Genomic DNA, 17,890 nt, shown 5'->3' with positions numbered 1-17,890 from the left:
TGTCTAGTTCGTTCTGTGTATTGATAGTTTCTAGCTGACTAAGCCAATATTGAATTGCGTATTGATATTTAGAAAAGAATGCAAAAAACATAAAAGTGAAGGTTGGTCCCATATCTATACTTTCAGAATAGCCCATATATTTATCATATAGCGCCATACCTATCGACCACATAGTTAACAACCAAAACATATAAGTTGATAATTTTAGAAAGTTATCGAAACTTTTACCTTTGAACATAAAATTTAGAAAAGTAATTAATTATTATTCTCAATTATACCAAATTTTATAAGTAATTAAAATTTAAGAATATCTAAAATTAACATAATACACGTTATACGAAATTTCACTAATTTTCTTATTTAAATCATAACCTTATCATTCACTTAAAAGCCCAATAATCACCGATTGGGCTTTGTCATTAATTTTACACGTTCCACGCTTATTATTTAAGCAATTTTCCACAAATTTATATAATTTTACTTAACGATACTTCCCAAACACTTTCCAAGTATTGTTATCTGCCAAAGGATCGTTATAACTATCACTACGTTGCTTACGTGGCTTATCTCGCGCATCAACCAACTTAAAATCATCTTCTGTACTTAACACAATACCATTCACATAAAAACGCGTACGTGTGTAATCACTTTGTCCATGCTGAAACACATAAGTTCTTAAATCAATAAATTCACGATGTGCAACTAAAGCAGCCGCATCATCACTGTCTAACCATTCAGACATCGCTAAAATTTGTTCAGGTTCAAATTGCCCACATTTTTCAATTAAACTTGCAATACCACGAAAAGTTTTCGATTCTTTCGCACGTGTTTTATTAATACGAATTCGGTCTACGTGAAAATAAAATAACGGCAAATTTAAGTGACTTGGCAAATGAATTTCATCAAGCACTTCATCTTCCATGAAAGGTTGAAATAAATCTTGTGCCCTTTCGATTAAGCCCGTCCATTGTTTGTAATATTCATCTACTTCAGACTTTGTACCGTAATAAATAGGCAAACCTTCAACATTGGCTAAATTTGCAGGTGGCCAAATATTTTGGCGTAATAATGCGATATCACTTTTTAAACTTTGAACTGCTATGGCATCTTGCATTGAATATTCCATAATAATGCTTAGGCTATTTTTAGATTAAGCGAAAGGTTCCGTTTCTGCAAGCCTTTGCCTATAATGCAGCATCAGATTTTTATACTAGGAAAAGCTCATGGTTCAAAAGATCGAAGCGACAGATGTAACTGAAGAAGAAGCTTTGAATGCTATTTTCTTTGAACGCGCTGATGAATTTATCAAACAAGCAAATGAGTTTTGCCGTGTAGAAAAAGGAACTCAGGAAAAACCAAGTGAAAAACGTGGTCAAGTAAGCGCTGCAATGCTATTTGGTACTGCTCGTTTTAATACTTGGGTTGCTGCCAATAATTTTAAAGATGGCAACGAAATGCGTGATGCGAAAGATCAAGTAATGTCTTATATTCTTCAGCAATTCCAAATGATGTTAGAAGATAACTATGACGAATATTGTGAACAGTTCGAAAACTATTTACGTTTCCGTCATAACGAAGAGTTTCATGCAAATAAACACAACCATGATCATGACCACAAACACTAATTCACATTTGTGTTTTGAGTTATAACTCAAAATAAAAAAGCCCAATTGGGCTTTTTTTTATTGCTTTAAATATTGAAAATATTAAAGATTATTTAGCAGCTTTACCATATTGATCAGACATGACTTCTACAAATTGATCTAACTTAATGTATTTTTTAATTGCAGCATCTACATCTGCTTTTGTTACTTTGGCAAAGTCTTGATCTTGCTTTTCACGTGCATACAAATCTCGTCCACGTTCTAATTGTGGTGCAAGCATACTGTGAATACGGCGCTCATCTTCTAATGCAGTTACACGCTTTTTAAAGATTTCTGCTTTTGCTGCTTCAACCTCTTGCTCTGTTACACCATTTTTCAATAAGTCATTTAAAACCTTATGAACAGCTTGCGAAACTTGAGCTGCTTTACCTGCTGTGTAATTTGCGCTAATACCTAAAGCGCCACTATCATTATTATCATTAAAGTTTAATGTGCTACCAAAACCATAAACCAAAGCATTTTTTTCACGTAATTCTTGTGCCAAACGTGAAGATAACTGTGAAACACCTAAAATATTTCCAAATACCACAAGCGCAGGTCGGTCAGGATGGTCTTGACCTACAGGAAACGGCATGACACTCACATAACTACCAAATTTACGCTGTTCCGCCAGCATATGATGCTTTTGTGCAGAATATGTTGAATATGGCGTAATTAACTTTTCATACGTTTCGTTACCATTCCACTTCGAAAATTCAGCTTTTAACAACTTCTTCATTTTCTTCGCATCAAAATCTCCAGTCACAGCAATTTGTGAATGGTTCATGGCAAAAAATTGTTGATATAAAGCTTTCACCTGATCATTCGTTGCAGCTTCTAATTCCTTTTTAGCAAATTCAGGCTCAAAGTGATAACGTAAATCACCTGGTTGGAATTTTTCTAAAATACGTGTGATGGTTAAAGCAGAAACCATATCTGGTTCTGTATATGGACGGTCTAAACTTGAAAGTGATTGCGATTTAATTAAATCGAATTGTGTTTGTTCGAATTTAGGCGCTTTCATGAGTTCAATTGCGAATTTGAAAAATTCTTCAAACTTTTCTTTTTTCGCCACAACCTGAATATTTACACCATTACCGCTACCAGAAGCTGAAACACCACCACCCGCTTCAATAGATTTATCAGCAATATCTTGCAAGCTATATTTATCCGAACCACGTAGCATCAAATATGCCATTAAATCGACAACTTGCCCTTTATTAAATAAAGTTTCAGCTGTACCAAAATCCACATGAATAGTTGCATAAGTTTTATCGTCACGCGTAGACGTTGGATAAAGCGCATATTTCACGCCATTTTTAAATTCGCCACGTTCAATTTTCTGTTCAGTTGTTTCAATATGTTTTTTTGATGCTTCTACAAAAGCACTGACTTCTTTTTGGTAAGTCGATATATCTTTTAAAGGTTCTGGCTTTTCAGTAGACGTATCTAAAGTCTTAGCATCTGTTGCATTTACATCTAATTTTAATGCTTTTTTCTGGTCTTCAGGCGTAGGTTGAATATCCCCAATAATTCGATTTTGAGGCGTTAAAAATGACTTATAGACCTGATTCACTTCATCAACTTTTAAGTTCTGAACTTCTTCTAAATCTTTAAAATATTTGCTCCAGTCACCATCATAAGCAACCGCATAATCACCTAAACGAGAACCCAATGCAGAAGCACTATTTTTAATACTCTCTGCTTGGTTAACAGTCATTTTTTTAATACGGTTTAATTCAATATCCGTAAATGATTTATTTTGTTCAACACCATTATTTAAAGCAGTTTGAACCATTTTTTCATTATGGTTTGGTGCATAAACAGCCCCCATAAATACCATATTGAAATCTTTATCTAACCATGTTGTTGCAGGAACTGCTGTAGCTGTACCAGACTCTACAATGCTTTGGTACAAATGACCGCTTGGTTGCAAGGTATATAAAGTGGGTGCCATTGCCAAAGCTGTTTTTATTTTCTCGTTGGCGGAAGTTAAATAAATATTATATTTGGCTAAGTCGCTTCCTTTTTGTACCACAAAAGTTTTATTGGCAAATTTAGAGTTATCTAAAGTTGGCACCTTAGCTTGCTGCGGAATATTACGTGCAGCAATTGGGCTAAATTTTTCATCAATTTGTTTTAATACTTCCGCTTTATCAAACTTACCTGAAATAATCAGCGTGGCATTATTCGGTGCATACCAATTACGATAGAAAGTATTTAGTTCACCCATATTAATGGTTTGTAGCTCGTTTAAATCACCAATCGGCAAACGACCTAAATGCTGATTACCATAAGCTGTTTTAAATACTTGATCTATAAGTACAGCAAATGGCTGATCTAAACGAACTTCACGCTCGCGTTTTACAATTGCAATTTCAGAAGGTACAAATTTTTCTTGTAGTACCAACTTATCCATTCGCTCTGCTTCTAAATGAATAATTTCATTAATCGCATTTTTCTCAGGACGAATCACATTAATATATTTTGTTGAGTAATAATCTGTGCTGGCATTATTCGACAAGGTGTATTGATTTAAACGGCGTTGAAATTCTTCGCCTTTAATATTTTGTGTACCTTTAAATGCTAAATGTTCTAATAAATGCGCAAGTCCACCTTTACCTTTAGGATCATTTAAAGAACCTGTTCGATAAATCGTGCTCATATACACTTTATTTTCTTTATCATTTTCCGCAAGAACAATACGTAAACCATTATCTAATTTGTATTCTTCAATTTTTTGCTCAGTTTTTAACAGCACTGGTTGTGCAAAAACAGAAGCCCCTATTCCCAACAAAATGATGGATACAACATATTGATTAAAGCGAAAAGCCATGTTCACTCCAAAAGATTCAGTTCCTTTTATACTTAAACACAAAGGCTCAATAAAACTGGAATCTTTTAATTTTCATAGATTTAAAATTGGAAAATGGTCAGTCCATTCATCAGATTAAAATCTAATTTAGACTGACCATTAAATATAATTGTAAACGATTATCAATTATAAAAACTTGATTTTTTCATTTAAACAACAAATAAAACATGAAGTTTACTGTTTTATTTCTCCATCTTTCCGTATTGGTCTGCCATTACTTCTACAAACTGATCAAGCTTAATATATTTCTTAATTACAGCATCAACATCCGCTTTAGTGACTTTTGCCAATTGTTGGGTCTTATCAATTTGATATTTCATATCCTGATTAAACTTCAACTGCTTTGCAAATAAGTCATGCATTGCCAAGTCTATTTCATAGCGTGTTGCATCTTGCTGTAACAATGCTGCTTTAGCAAATTCAACTTCTTGCTCTGTCACACCATTCTTTAGCACATCATTTAAAACTTTATGAATCGCTTGCGAAATAAGCTTGCCATTTCCTGCTGTATAATTCGCCTCAATTGCAATTCGCCCTGCTTCATTCACTTGATTTAAATCTAGTCCAAAACCAAATGCATAGACCAAAGCATTTTTTTCACGTAACTCTTTGCCCAGTCTTGAAGACAACTGCGACTCACCCAATATATAGCTCATGACCCACATTGCAGGTGTATCTTCACTTTGCTTACTTAAAGGAATATCAATAAAGCTTTTATAAGCACCAAACTCACGTGGCTCAGCAAATAAATAATGTGATTGTGCAGTTACTGGAACATAATCATTTTCGATCAAACGAAACTCATTATGACTGCTCCAATGGCTCAATTTATTTTGCAAAATTTGCTTCGCTTGCTCATGATCAAATTTGCCTGTTAAAACTATTTCTCCCTGACTTGCAGATACATTATTTTTATAAAAATCACGCACTTTCTTTAAGGACACAGCTTTAACTTGTTTTTCAAGCAAGCTTGGACTTTGCTTATATCGTAAATCACCTTTACTATAATGATTACTCAGCTCATTAATTTTGCCTTGTGCAACCATATCAGGGGATTTATTGTCTTTCTTAATTTGATTTAATGAACGTGTTTTTACTAAATCAAATTGTTCTTTATCAAATAATGGTTTTTGAATTACATCTAAAACATAAGCAAAATAATCTAAAAATTTATCATGATCTGCCGATACTTTGACTTCAATCGAGTTTTCATCTGGAAAAATTAAAAATTCGCCATTTGCTTCAATTCCACGATCTGCAATATCTTGTAAAGACTGATCTTTCGTACTACGTGCCATTAAATATGAAACAAATTCAATCACCTGCTTTTGATTTTGCATAGTATCTTGAGTACCAAAATTCATAACAAAAGTTCCATAAGCCATATCATCAGATGTTTCTGCTGAATAAATTTTGTATTTTAAACCGTTATCTAATGCGCCACTTTGTACCTTACGCTCAGATGCAGTTAAAACGTTTTTTATACTTTTTAAATGTGCAGCACTTTCACGCTTATATACTTCAACATTTTTTAAAGGTTCTGGTTTCTCTTCCAAATCATCTTTTAATGTTTGTAATATCAAATTTCCTTCATTTTGCTGAGGTTTTATATCTGACGTAGGTGTTGGTGTAATTTCGGTCTTAATCCGATTCTCAGGCTTAAAATATGTTTTGAGTTGTTGATTTACACCATTTGCATTTAAATTCTGAATCGCCTCTCTATTTTTAAAAAAGCGTAACCAATCCCCATTATTTAAAGCAACAGACTGACTTAGGACATCCCCCCATTTGACTTGCATCTTTAAAATTAGCTTCTGTCCCATTTTTAAAAAGCGTTTTTACTCGATTCAATTCAGCATCAGAAAACGGCTTAAAACTTTCCATATTGAAAATTAATTCTTTATCTATTTTTTTCACATTTTGTGAAGGTGAATAATCTACACTCACAAGCATTAAATTAAAATTCTGCGTATTCCACGGTGAAAGCATTGCTTCGTTTACAATGCCTGTATCTACTATATTTTTATATAAGTGACCACTTGGTTCCATATCGAAAAGCAACGGTGCAACTTCCAATACTGGCTCAATTTTTGGGTTTCTAGGTGTCATATATAAATTAATTTTTTGGTAGCTACTACCTTTTTGAACGCTAAATGTTTGTCCTTTTACTTTAGTTAAATCAAGATCAGGCACTACAGCTTGTTCAGGAATTTTACGTGCAGGAATAGAACTGAATTTTTGATCTAAACTTTCCAAAAGTGCTGCTTTGTCGAATTTTCCTGAAATGACAAAAGTCGCATTATTGGGCGTATACCATTTACGATAGAACTCATTAAGCTCGTCCATATTAATAGATTCAAGCTCTTCTAAATCACCAATAGGCTCACGACCCAAATCTTTATTGCCATAAATGCCTTTAAAAACTTGATCTATCAGAATCGCAAATGGCTGATCAGATGTTAATTCACGCTCACGTTTTACAATTTCAATTTCTGCTGGTACAAACTTTTGTTGTAGCACCAATTTATCCATACGTTCAGCTTCTAAACGTAAAACTTCGTCTATGGCTGTTTTCTCTGCACGAACTTCATTTGTATATTGTGTCACGTAATAATCTGTACTTGCATTATTGGTTAATGTGTACTGATCTAAACGCTTTTGAAAGTCTTCGCCTTGAATATTCTTAGTGCCTTTAAATGCAAGATGTTCTAGCAAATGTGCCATACCGCCTTTACCATGAGGATCGTTTAACGAACCTGTTTGGTAAATCATATTCATATAAACTTTGCTTTCTTTATTATTTTCAAAAAGAATAACTTTAAGACCGTTATCAAGCTTGTATTCTTCAATATTTTTATAACTTTGTTGTAATACGGGCTTAGCAAAAACAGTTGAACTTAAACCTAAAGCCAATACAAAAACCGTTAATCTTTTGAGTTTTAATTTCATAAAAAAACCTATTTAAAATATGACGTTTTATTTTTTATCTAGCTTCGCAATATATCTTTCAGTCAAATTCCTTCTGTTAAATTTTGCAAAAAAAAAGCCACCATTAACGGTAGCTTTAACTAAAAACTAAGAATTAGATAAAAATTTCTGCTTGCATATACAGTTTTGCATAACCTGAAATTTCTATTCGATCATGTGCTTTTATTTCACAAAATAACTCTCCGCCTCGAGTTGAAGCTTGATACGCTAAAAGTTGATTTTTACCTAATTTTTCGGCCCAAATTGGAATAATAGCCGTATGAATTGATCCTGTTACAGGGTCTTCATTAATGCCAGATGCAGGTGCAAAATAACGAGATACACAATCATATTTATTTGAGTTTGCTGTAATTGCAACATCAAGAGATGAAGCATTCGCTGAATTGGCTATTTTCATTTCGCCAAATTGTTTCAACATTTCAATATTTGGCATTTCATCTAAAATATCTTGGCTATTTTCATATTCAAGAATGTAAGCTTGCTCATTTAAATACACATTTTTAAATGGTTTAGTGAAGGCTTTATCTAACAACTCTGGATAGCTTTCCAACTTTTTTGCAGGTCGAATTGGAAAATCCATAATAATTTTTCCATCATCTGCTTCTGTAACAATAAAAATACCTAACTGCTTTACATGAAACTGAATTTTCTTCTTTTGCGTATAATCTTTAAATAAAACGAAGCTACTTGCTAAGGTCGCATGACCGCAAAAATCAACTTCTGTGGTGGGGGTAAACCAACGGATTTCATAATTTTCATCATCAATGATTCTTACAAATGCTGTTTCTGCCAAATTATTTTCGAAGGCAATATTTTGCATAAGTTCTTCATTTAACCAATTGTCTAAAACCAAAACCGCAGCAGGATTTCCTTTAAAAAGTTGCGTGGTAAAAGCATCGACTTGGTACATTTTCATGATGATTGCCTAATATAAATGTTGTTGTAAAATCACCATAAGCTATTTTTTTAATCAGGAAAAGTAAAAGAAATCGCTTATTTGTCAGTTATTCATTGAAATGACATTGAATTTGTTTAAACTGCCCATATAAATATGAAAACATCAATAAAATGTAGAATTTTGCTCAAATCTATTCTACATAATTAGCTTTCGCTTTATGATGTACCCTTAAAATTTGACTGGATCAATAACATGACTGCTATTGCAAACAATCTTGTGGTTTCTTTCCACTACACATTGACTAACGCAGAGGGTGAAACTCTGGACCAATCTCAAGGTGAACCACTTGCCTATTTGCACGGTGCAGGTAACATCATCCCAGGTCTTGAAAATGCACTTTTAGGCAAAACAGTTGGTGAAAAATTCACTGTTAATGTTCCTGCTGCTGAAGGTTATGGCGAATACAACCCAGACCTGGTTCAAGAAGTTCCTGCTCAAATGTTCCAAGGTGTTGATAACATCCAAGCGGGCATGCAGTTCCAAGCTCAAACTGATGATGGCGTTCAAATCGTTACTGTTAAATCTGTTGAAGGCGACAACGTAATTGTTGATGCTAACTTCCCACTTGCTGGTCAAGACTTAACTTTCGAAGTTGAAATCGTTGAAATTCGTGAAGCTTCTGCTGAAGAATTAGAACACGGTCACGTTCATGGCGCTGGCGGTCACCACCACTAAGTTCTCATTGAATAAAAAAAGGCAAAGTTTTTACTTTGCCTTTTTTGTTGTCTGTATTTTATTGCGTTAAGCTGGGCGAATTCAAACATGAGGTGCGACAGTTTCAAAAGCCTTATGATAATCAACAAGCTGAGCAAATTTCTCTAATGGTGTAAGCCAATCTAACGCTTTTCTAGGGCGAGTATTCAGTGACATGGCAACTTGATTTAAATAATGCTGATCTGCCTGGTTTAAATCAATCCCTTTAGGTAAATATTGCCTAATTAAACCATTCATATTTTCGCATGTGCCTTTCTGCCATGGCGAATGTGGGTCACAGAAATATACATCTATGCCTAAATCTTCTTCGAGGATTTTATGTTCTGACATCTCACGTCCACGGTCATAGGTCAATGTTTTACGCAGTTCTGCGGGTAAATATTTCAGAGCTTCAGTTAAAGCCTTGCGCACTGATTCTGCCTTTGCATCAGGTAATGTTGCCAAGATACAGAGCCGTGTATTTCGTTCAATAAGTGTTGCTATCGAACTTTTATTGTCTTTACCTTTAATTAAATCGGCTTCCCAATGACCCGGTATTTTTCTTTCTTGAACTTCGGTTGGGCGCTCATGAATAGTTTTAATATCCTGTAATATAGAATCTTTTTTAGGTTCACCGTTAGCTTTTCGCTTTTTATTTTCATGACGCAGACAGGATAGTAAGTCTTTTTTCAGCTCACCCTTTGGTAATGCTCGTATCGTTGAATAAATCGTTGTATGGCTTACATTCATTGTTTGATCCAAATCAGGAAATCTCTTTAAACGCTTTGCTATTTGCTGAGGAGACCATAAACAACGGATCGCTTCAACAATAAATTTCCAGAGGATTGAATCGATTTTGAGTTTTCTGTGACCACGTCTACGTCTAGCGAAGGTGTTATCAGAAGCATATTGAGCTTGATAAACGTCATTGATGCTATTTCTTTTAAGCTCACGATAGATCGTACTAGGATGTCTTTTAATGAGTTCAGCAAATTTTCTGGGTGAAAAGCCTTCTTTTCTTGACTCAAGCATTAATGCAGTACGATCTTCAAAGTTAAGATGATGGTATGACAATTTTATATACTCCATAAACCCTTTAAATTAATTAGGTGGTTTATGTCGCACTTCAAGTTTTACTCTGCCCTGCTTGCTCATCACGTTTAAATACAAGTTCACCTTTCAATGAACTTTCAGCATCAAAATAATAACCATCTGTATTAAATGATTTTAAATCTGCAATTTTTTCAATTTTGTTTTCAATAATATAACGTGCCATTAAACCACGTGCTTTTTTCGCATAAAAGCTAATGACTTTATATTTACCATTTTTCTGGTCTAGGAAAACAGGTTTAATAATTTCAGCTTCAATTTTGCTTTCTTTTACAGATTTATAATATTCATCAGATGCAATATTTACCAAAATTTCAGAGTTCGCTTTTGCTAAATCTTCATTAATTAAATTGGTAATATTCTGCCCCCAAAATTCATACAAATTGTGTCCACGTACATTGGCAAGCTTAGTTCCCATTTCTAAACGATACGGCATCATGAGGTCTAAAGGACGTAATAATCCATATAAACCAGACAACATACGTAAATGATCTTGAGCAAAGTCTATATTTGAATCTGTAAGATTGTATGCATCTAAACCTGTATACACATCGCCTTTAAAGGCAAAAAGAGCTTGGCGTGCATTTGAAAAATTAAAATCAGTTTGCCAATCTTGAAAGCGATCTACATTTAATTTTGCGATTTTTTCACTCACGCTCATTAAACCTGCAATATCTGTTGCAGAAAGTTTTTTGCAATCTTGAATTAATATTTCTGAGTGGTCTAAAAGCCTTGGAAGTGTAAATTGATCTGTTGGCAATGTTGTTTCGTAATCTAATGTTTTTGCGGGGGATATTAAGGCTAGCATAAAAGACCTGATCGAAAATTAACTATTCAGACTATAACAGTAGACTTTATTTAATACCAACCTGTGTTTTATATAAACATTATCGGTAAAATACGGCCCTTCTCCTGCTATATATATCTATCCTATGTCCGAAGCATTTTTCATTCAAGGCTCTGAGGGTAAAATTCAAGTTTTTGTTGACTATCCTCAAGGTGAAGTGAAAGGATTCGCTGTCGTTTGTCACCCACACCCATTGCAAGGTGGAACACCTCATCACAAAGTCCCTCATCTTTTAGCACAAATGTTCTTAGAACGTGGCTGTGTGGTTTATCGCCCTAGCTTTCGTGGTTCTGGCGAAAGTGAAGGCATGCATGATGAAGGTTTTGGTGAAACTGAAGATACGCTAGACGTTATTAAATATGCACGCTTAAAGCATATTGGCAAACCATTCTATGCGGGCGGTTTTAGCTTTGGTGCGCACGTAATGGCAAAAAGTTATGCTACTCTTCCTGTCGAGTTACAACCTGTACAAACTATTTTATGTGGTTTGCCTACTGCAACAGTTGCTGGCGTGCGTCATTATGTCACTCCTGAAATTAAAGGCGATATTTTATTTATTCATGGCGAAGGTGACGATGTAACATTGTTATCCGACATGATTGAATGGGCAAGACCTCAGCGTCATATGGTGACTGTATTACCGGGTGCAAATCATTTCTTTACAGGTTATTTGAAACATTTGCGTTTAGCCATTTCACGCTACCTTGTTTCAGCTTAATTACTGCTTTTTGATTCAAGAAACCTCGCTTATTGCGAGGTTTTTTATAGGCTTATTTATTTAGCATCATTTCAGCTAAAACATTTTTGTTATTCTGCTTATAAGCTTCCGCGACATTTACTTGATCTATAACATCTCTATTTTGGCTCAATTTAAATTTACCGACTAAACTTGAAATTTCAATACGAATCGCAGCAATTTTATTTAATTCATTTTGAATATAATCTTTTGGTGCGTCAGACATTTTCCAAGGCTTTGGCTGATTACTTTCATGCTGTCGCGTTAATCTAGCCAAAATACCTCTTAAAACTTTTTCATCTTCAATAAGTTCAGCCATTCCTTTGGCATGTATAACCACATAATTCCATGTAGGAACAGCTTTGTGATGTTCAAACTTTCCAACATACCAATTTGGCGATACATATGCATGATCAATGCTAAAAACAACCAACACATTTTGCGACTGTTTTAGCTGTGTATATAACGGATTTTCTTTTGCGATATGAGCATATAAAGAATGTGACTTTTCATCATATTCAAATGGAAGATGGTTTGCATCCAACTCACCATTTGTATGTAGAATTAAACATCCTAAAGCATGTTTTTGAATTAATTCGGTTAAAACCTCTGTTCTTGTTTCTTCAAAAACTTTAGGTATATACATTCAGTTTAGCGCCCCATTTTTAAAATTTTAAAAGTAATTAAGGATTTTTCCATTCAAATTCACTTAAAGATTCATGATCTTTTAAAGTACTTTCTACTGCTTGTGCCAATTGATTTAATAAACTTTGTTCTGTAATTCGGTCTAACCAATCTTGATTTTCATCTGGATAAGAAGATATTTCACATACTAAATGACCATCTTCACTACGAGATTCACAGCTTACAGAAAGTGGCAATGCATGATCATCTACACTTACTGCCACTTGCGCCCCACTTTGCGATAAAGTTTCAAAACCATGATTAACCAATTCATGTGCGAGTAAATCGGCAACATAAGTTTGAACTTCACTAAAATCTTTTAGTTGATTTTTTATTTCACGATTCGCCACAAATTTTAGTTTACGCATCACAATATCCAAAGGCTTTATTGTTGTATGGTTTTAGCATAAGCAATAAAAACAAAACAGCCAAGCATTTGCTTGGCTGTTTTTAATTAAAATTTAATGATTTTTACGATGATGTTTTATTCAGTGACTTGAATTGCAAGACCTGCTTCTGTTGCAAGTTCTGTAAACGTTGGGAAACTTGTCGCAACTGTTTCAGTACCTACAATTTTAATTTCACCAGAAGTACGTAAACCTGCCATAGAGAAGCTCATCGCAATACGGTGGTCATGATGAGATTCAATTTCACCACCTGTAAAAATAGCATCCCACTCGCCAGACTTACCTTTACCTTCAATAATGATGCCATCATCTGTAGGTGTGCAATCTATCCCCATAATTTTCAAGCCATCTGCCATCACTTGAATACGGTCAGATTCTTTTACGCGAAGTTCAGCAGCACCTGTAAGTACAGTTTGTCCTTCTGCACATGCAGCAGCAATAAACAATGCTGGGAATTCATCAATCGCTAAAGGCACTTGGTCTTCAGGCATATGAATGCCTTTTAATGTACGTGAACCACGAATACGAATATCTGCAATTGGCTCACCACCTGCAATACGTTCATTTTCAACTGAAATATCTGCACCCATTTGTTTCAGAATTTCAATTACACCTGTACGTGTTGGGTTAATGCCCACAGCTTCAAGTGTTACATCTGAACCTTCTGTAATTGCAGCACCCACCATAAAGAACGCAGCAGATGAAATATCTGATGGTACTTGAATTTCAGTTGCAGTTAACTTACCGCCACCTTGAAGTGAAATGCGGTTGCCTTCCGTTTTAACTTCATAACCAAATGCACGAAGCATACGTTCTGAATGATCACGTGTTGGCTCTGGCTCTGTCACAGAAGTTTCACCTTCCGCCCATAAACCTGCAAGTAAAATACCCGATTTAACTTGCGCAGAAGCCATTGGTAAGTCGTAATGAATACCTTTTAGCTTTTGATTTCCTGTAATTGAAATAGGTGGTGTGCCACGGTCACCCGTAGTTTGTAATAAAGCACCCATTTCACGTAAAGGTTTTGCAATACGTTCCATTGGACGTTTTGTAAGTGATGCATCACCTGTCATTACAGAATCAAATTTTTGCGCAGACAACATACCCGAAAGTAAACGCATAGATGTGCCTGAGTTACCCATATAGAGCTCGCTTGCAGGTGCTTTTAAACCATGCATACCAACACCATGAATAGTCACTTCACCATTCTTAGGACCTTCAATGCTCACCCCCATGTCACGGAAAGCTTGTAAGGTTGCAAGTGCATCTTCACCTTCAAGGAAACCTGTTACATGCGTTGTACCTTCTGCAATAGCACCAAACATAATAGAACGGTGTGACACAGATTTGTCGCCTGGCACGCTAAATTTACCTTGGAAATTTTTCTTGCCTGGTAATATTGTAAATTGCTGTGTCGTCACTTTGTTTTTCTCCATCAAGGGTCTATTCGCGAGCATATGATTAAAATGCTGTCGCGCAGCCTGCGCATGTCCTAACAAGCCCATTAGAGCTTGAGAGTTTTCATCTTCAATTAGTTTACGGATAACTGCCAATTGTTTTTCAAAGCCGTCTACGGCATTTAAAATTGCTTTTTTATTGGCAAAAAATATGTCATGCCACATTTGTGGATCACTTGCCGCAATTCTTGAAAAATCACGGAATCCACCCGCAGCATAGCGGAAAATATCTAGGTTATCTTCTCGGTTCGCAAGTTGCTCGACCAAGTTAAATGCCATTAAATGCGGAAGATGACTTGTATGTGCAAGCACTTCATCGTGCTTTTCTACATCCATACAAATCACTTCTGCTTTAGATGCTTGCCACAGTTGAATAAGCTTTTGAATTGCCCAATCTGCGCTACTTGGAAGTGGTGTTAAAATCACTTTATGGTGCGCAAATAAATCGACTTTACCTGCATGTACGCCTGTATGTTCTGAACCTGCAATAGGATGTCCCGGCACAAAACCTTCTGGTAATGCATCGCCATACACCGCTTTTGCTGCTTCAACTACATTTGCCTTGGTACTACCTACATCGGTAATAATTGTTTTTTCAGACAAATACGGCTGAATAATTTCAAGTACTTTTTGTGTTGCACGCACAGGCAAAGCTAAAACAACTAAATCTGCACCTTGAACCGCATCAATAGGGTTTGTATAACCTTCTTGAATTAAACCAAGTGCTTTTGCATCATCTAAAGTTTTTTGAGAACGTGTAGATGCAACAATTTGATTTGCTAATTTTTCAGCAATAATGACACGTGCAAGACTTGAGCCAATCAGCCCAAGTCCAATGAACGCAACTTTTTCAAACAGTGGCAAAGACATATTTTACGCTGTAGCCTCTAAACTTAAGACTTTCGCCAATGCTGTTAAGAATTTAGCATTTTCAGCTTCTGTACCAATAGACACACGAAGATGATTTGCAATTCCAACAGGACGAACAATTACGCCTTGCTTTAATAATGCATTAAATGTTTGTGCAGGATCTGCCTGAACATCAACCAAAATAAAGTTTGCACGTGAAGGTACATAATTTAAACCTAAAGCTTTAAATCCTGCTTCAAGTTGCGCCATACCTGCTTTGTTTACAACACGTGATTTTTCAATAAAATCTTCATCTTTTAACGCAGCAACTGCAGCAACCATTGCTAAATGGTTCACGTTAAATGGTTGACGAATACGGTTTAAGAAATCTGTTACTTCTACAGAAGCTAAAGCAAAACCAACACGAAGCGCAGCCAAGCCAAAACACTTTGACATTGTACGGCTGATGATGAGGTTCGGATATTGTGCTAGGAACTTTAAGCTGTTGAAGTTTTCAGGATAATATTCCACATAAGCTTCATCTAAAACAACAATCACATTTGCAGGAACTTTCTGCATAAATGCTTCAAATTCAGCTTCTTCAAACCAAGTTCCTGTTGGGTTATTTGGGTTTGCGATGAAAATTAATTTTGTGTTTGCTTTAACAGCAGCAGCCATTGCTTCTAAATCGTGTGAAAAGCCTTTTGCAGGAACTTCAATTGCTTCTGCATTAATTGCTTGAGTCACAAGTGCATAAACTGCAAATGCATGTTGGCTATAAACAACAGAATCTTTCTCTGATACAAATGCACGTGCAAAAATTTCTAATAAGTCATTTGAACCATTACCTAAAGTAATTTGGTTATGTGCAACGCCAAATTGCTGCTGAATTTGGTCTTTTAAAATAAAACCACCACCATCTGGATAACGACCAATTTCAGCAAGTTCAGCAGCAACTGCTTCTTTCACTTTATCAGAACAACCCAATGGGTTTTCATTTGACGCTAATTTGACAATATCCGTAATTCCCAACTCACGTTCAAGCTCACTAATAGGCTTACCAGGCTGATATGGGTTTAACTTTGCAATGCCTTCATTGGCTGGAACAAACGTCATTTTACACTTCCAAAAATTTCAGGTGATGGTTGTGGCTAATCTCCCCTAGACATTAGCCACTGATGTGAACTTATAAAACTGCAATTGGATACGAACCTAAAACACGTACTTCTTTTACTAACGGACGAATTTCTTCGATAGCTGCTTTTACGTTTTCTTGTTCAATATGACCTTCTAAGTCAATAAAGAAAACATAAGCCCATTTTTCAGGTAATGCAGGACGTGTTTCAATACTGGTTAAGCTAATATTGTGCTTCGCAAATGGCGCAAGAATTTCAAGTAAAGCACCCGCACGGTCATGTGCAGAAACCAATAATGAGGTTTTATCATTACCGCTTTGTGGCACTTTTTCACGACCAATAACCAAGAAACGAGTGGTATTTTCTGGGTTATCTTCGATATTGCTATGCAAAGTTTCTAAATTATAAATATTGGCAGCAATTTCAGATGCAATAGCAGCAGAATGCCATTCGTTACGAATACGACGTGCAGCTTCTGCATTAGAACTTAATGCAACACGCTCAACACCTGGATAATGCGCATCTAACCAACCACGGCATTGCGCCAAAGTTTGTTGATGTGCATAAATTTGTTTAATGCTGTCTTTACGTGTGTTTTCAGACACTAAAAATTGGTGATGAATACGAAGTTCAACTTCACCAATTACATTTAAAGGAGATGCTTTGAAACAATCTAAAGTATGGTTAACCACACCTTCAGATGAGTTTTCAACAGGCACTAAACCATAATGTGCGCTACCCGCTTCAACTTCACGGAATACTTCATCAATTGTAGGCAATGGACGCACAACAGCATCTTGACCAAAATGTTTTAAAACTGCTGAATGTGTATATGTTCCAACAGGCCCTAAGAACGCAATACTTTGCGGTGCTTCAAGAGCCAAACATGCAGACATAATTTCACGGAATAAACGAGCCATTGTCGCGTCAGATAGAGGCCCTTCATTACGTTCCATAACATTACGCAAAACTTGCGCTTCACGTTCAGGACGGTAAAACAATGGTTTCTCTTCAGCAGCAAACTTTGCTTTCGCTACAGCTTCAGCCAGTTTCGCACGGCGATTGATGAGTTGTTGAAGCTGTTGGTCTACAGAGTCAATATCCTCACGAATTTTGCCTAAATCAAGAGAAGTGATTGTGTTTTGATCGTCGTTGATCATTGTTATGATGCCCTTAAAAACATGTTTTCGACAGTATAACAATAGTTAGCTTTCAATTGTTGTGCAATAAGACTTTGCTTTATTCAGCCTTAAATTTACACAGTTGAAGATTTCACCAATTCTATTGTCTTTTTCACCTTCAACATCATTCATTAAATCAAGGAGTTTGTATATTGAAAAGGTTTTATAAATAGTAGAAGTTTAAGTGATAACTCTTTCTAAGATTTTTTATTTCGTTTGTTAAAAATCATGTTCAATATTGAAATTCATAACAACCTTTCCTTTAGCCTATAAGAAATATAATTCATAAAAAAGAGCCGAAGCCCTTTTTATTTTTCCATACACTT

15 protein-coding genes are annotated in these 17,890 nt (G+C 35.5%); 3 read left to right on the top strand and 12 right to left on the bottom strand.

Features of this window, described 5'->3' with window-relative positions:
* Positions 1-481 precede the first annotated feature (481 nt).
* A complete protein-coding gene (locus MZO21_RS04900) occupies positions 482-1,114 on the bottom strand; it encodes a hypothetical protein (protein ID WP_248104041.1) in 633 nt (210 codons plus the stop codon).
* Between the two features lie 109 nt (positions 1,115-1,223).
* Between MZO21_RS04900 and MZO21_RS04895 the strand changes: the two genes are divergently transcribed.
* On the top strand, positions 1,224-1,625 hold the full coding sequence (locus MZO21_RS04895) for a DUF3144 domain-containing protein (RefSeq protein ID WP_154772407.1): 402 nt from the start codon (positions 1,224-1,226) through the stop codon (positions 1,623-1,625).
* An 88-nt stretch (positions 1,626-1,713) separates the two neighbouring features.
* On the opposite strand, the gene MZO21_RS04890 is transcribed toward MZO21_RS04895, so the two are convergent.
* The 4 genes from MZO21_RS04890 to MZO21_RS04875 all read right to left on the bottom strand — a co-directional run bounded on the left by MZO21_RS04890 (position 1,714) and on the right by MZO21_RS04875 (position 8,422).
* The gene (locus tag MZO21_RS04890; protein WP_248104043.1) at positions 1,714-4,479 is read right to left on the bottom strand and encodes a M16 family metallopeptidase; all 2,766 of its coding nucleotides are present in this window, start codon (positions 4,477-4,479) and stop codon (positions 1,714-1,716) included.
* A gap of 221 nt (positions 4,480-4,700) precedes the next feature.
* Entirely contained in the window at positions 4,701-6,317 is a 1,617-nt protein-coding gene (locus MZO21_RS04885; protein ID WP_248104045.1) for a M16 family metallopeptidase, read from the bottom strand.
* Entirely contained in the window at positions 6,268-7,467 is a 1,200-nt protein-coding gene (locus MZO21_RS04880) for a M16 family metallopeptidase (protein WP_248104047.1), read from the bottom strand. The genes MZO21_RS04885 and MZO21_RS04880 overlap by 50 nt, the downstream gene beginning before the upstream one ends.
* 133 nt (positions 7,468-7,600) lie before the next feature.
* Entirely contained in the window at positions 7,601-8,422 is an 822-nt protein-coding gene (locus MZO21_RS04875; protein ID WP_248104049.1) for a PhzF family phenazine biosynthesis protein, read from the bottom strand.
* A 234-nt stretch (positions 8,423-8,656) separates the two neighbouring features.
* On the opposite strand from MZO21_RS04875, the gene MZO21_RS04870 reads away from it, so the two are divergent.
* On the top strand, positions 8,657-9,139 hold the full coding sequence (locus tag MZO21_RS04870) for an FKBP-type peptidyl-prolyl cis-trans isomerase (protein WP_154772411.1): 483 nt from the start codon (positions 8,657-8,659) through the stop codon (positions 9,137-9,139).
* 81 nt (positions 9,140-9,220) lie between these two features.
* Here MZO21_RS04870 and MZO21_RS04865 read toward each other — a convergent pair whose 3' ends face one another.
* Positions 9,221-10,246: an IS30-like element ISAba125 family transposase gene (locus tag MZO21_RS04865; protein ID WP_080591907.1), complete on the bottom strand. Its 1,026-nt coding sequence runs from the start codon at positions 10,244-10,246 to the stop codon at positions 9,221-9,223.
* 37 nt (positions 10,247-10,283) lie between these two features.
* Positions 10,284-11,075, bottom strand: a complete 792-nt coding sequence (gene yaaA, locus MZO21_RS04860; protein ID WP_248102737.1) for a peroxide stress protein YaaA — start codon at positions 11,073-11,075, stop codon at positions 10,284-10,286.
* 124 nt (positions 11,076-11,199) lie between these two features.
* Between yaaA and MZO21_RS04855 the strand changes: the two genes are divergently transcribed.
* Complete coding sequence (locus MZO21_RS04855; RefSeq protein WP_248102740.1) at positions 11,200-11,832, top strand: alpha/beta hydrolase; 633 nt, start codon at positions 11,200-11,202, stop codon at positions 11,830-11,832.
* A 52-nt stretch (positions 11,833-11,884) separates the two neighbouring features.
* Here MZO21_RS04855 and MZO21_RS04850 read toward each other — a convergent pair whose 3' ends face one another.
* From MZO21_RS04850 to pheA, 5 genes are all read right to left on the bottom strand, one after another.
* Positions 11,885-12,496, bottom strand: a complete 612-nt coding sequence (locus tag MZO21_RS04850) for an FMN-binding negative transcriptional regulator (RefSeq protein WP_248102743.1) — start codon at positions 12,494-12,496, stop codon at positions 11,885-11,887.
* A gap of 37 nt (positions 12,497-12,533) precedes the next feature.
* Positions 12,534-12,902, bottom strand: coding sequence for a hypothetical protein (locus tag MZO21_RS04845; protein WP_154772415.1), 369 nt, complete (start codon positions 12,900-12,902; stop codon positions 12,534-12,536).
* A gap of 116 nt (positions 12,903-13,018) precedes the next feature.
* Positions 13,019-15,268, bottom strand: coding sequence for a bifunctional prephenate dehydrogenase/3-phosphoshikimate 1-carboxyvinyltransferase (locus MZO21_RS04840; protein WP_248102746.1), 2,250 nt, complete (start codon positions 15,266-15,268; stop codon positions 13,019-13,021).
* 3 nt (positions 15,269-15,271) lie between these two features.
* Positions 15,272-16,363, bottom strand: a complete 1,092-nt coding sequence (gene hisC / locus MZO21_RS04835) for a histidinol-phosphate transaminase (protein ID WP_248102749.1) — start codon at positions 16,361-16,363, stop codon at positions 15,272-15,274.
* Between the two features lie 70 nt (positions 16,364-16,433).
* The gene (gene pheA / locus MZO21_RS04830) at positions 16,434-17,543 is read right to left on the bottom strand and encodes a prephenate dehydratase (RefSeq protein WP_154772419.1); all 1,110 of its coding nucleotides are present in this window, start codon (positions 17,541-17,543) and stop codon (positions 16,434-16,436) included.
* Positions 17,544-17,890: the final 347 nt, after the last annotated feature.

Origin of the sequence: Acinetobacter portensis, from assembly GCF_023158935.1 — a bacterium.
Taxonomy (GTDB): Bacteria; Pseudomonadota; Gammaproteobacteria; order Pseudomonadales; family Moraxellaceae; genus Acinetobacter; species Acinetobacter faecalis.
Note: the sequence above shows the minus strand (reverse complement) of the source record. Positions and strands in the feature narration are given on the sequence as shown.

Coding starts and splice junctions, on each gene's coding strand:
- MZO21_RS04840 (WP_248102746.1), bottom strand. CDS start 15,268: ATGTCTTTGCCACTGTTTGAAAAAGTTGCGTTCATTGGACTTGGGCTG.
- MZO21_RS04865 (WP_080591907.1), bottom strand. CDS start 10,246: ATGGAGTATATAAAATTGTCATACCATCATCTTAACTTTGAAGATCGT.
- pheA (WP_154772419.1), bottom strand. CDS start 17,543: ATGATCAACGACGATCAAAACACAATCACTTCTCTTGATTTAGGCAAA.
- hisC (WP_248102749.1), bottom strand. CDS start 16,363: ATGACGTTTGTTCCAGCCAATGAAGGCATTGCAAAGTTAAACCCATAT.
- yaaA (WP_248102737.1), bottom strand. CDS start 11,075: ATGCTAGCCTTAATATCCCCCGCAAAAACATTAGATTACGAAACAACA.
- MZO21_RS04855 (WP_248102740.1), top strand. CDS start 11,200: ATGTCCGAAGCATTTTTCATTCAAGGCTCTGAGGGTAAAATTCAAGTT.
- MZO21_RS04900 (WP_248104041.1), bottom strand. CDS start 1,114: ATGCAAGATGCCATAGCAGTTCAAAGTTTAAAAAGTGATATCGCATTA.
- MZO21_RS04890 (WP_248104043.1), bottom strand. CDS start 4,479: ATGGCTTTTCGCTTTAATCAATATGTTGTATCCATCATTTTGTTGGGA.
- MZO21_RS04850 (WP_248102743.1), bottom strand. CDS start 12,496: ATGTATATACCTAAAGTTTTTGAAGAAACAAGAACAGAGGTTTTAACC.
- MZO21_RS04845 (WP_154772415.1), bottom strand. CDS start 12,902: ATGCGTAAACTAAAATTTGTGGCGAATCGTGAAATAAAAAATCAACTA.
- MZO21_RS04895 (WP_154772407.1), top strand. CDS start 1,224: ATGGTTCAAAAGATCGAAGCGACAGATGTAACTGAAGAAGAAGCTTTG.
- MZO21_RS04880 (WP_248104047.1), bottom strand. CDS start 7,467: ATGAAATTAAAACTCAAAAGATTAACGGTTTTTGTATTGGCTTTAGGT.
- MZO21_RS04875 (WP_248104049.1), bottom strand. CDS start 8,422: ATGAAAATGTACCAAGTCGATGCTTTTACCACGCAACTTTTTAAAGGA.
- MZO21_RS04885 (WP_248104045.1), bottom strand. CDS start 6,317: ATGCAAGTCAAATGGGGGGATGTCCTAAGTCAGTCTGTTGCTTTAAAT.
- MZO21_RS04870 (WP_154772411.1), top strand. CDS start 8,657: ATGACTGCTATTGCAAACAATCTTGTGGTTTCTTTCCACTACACATTG.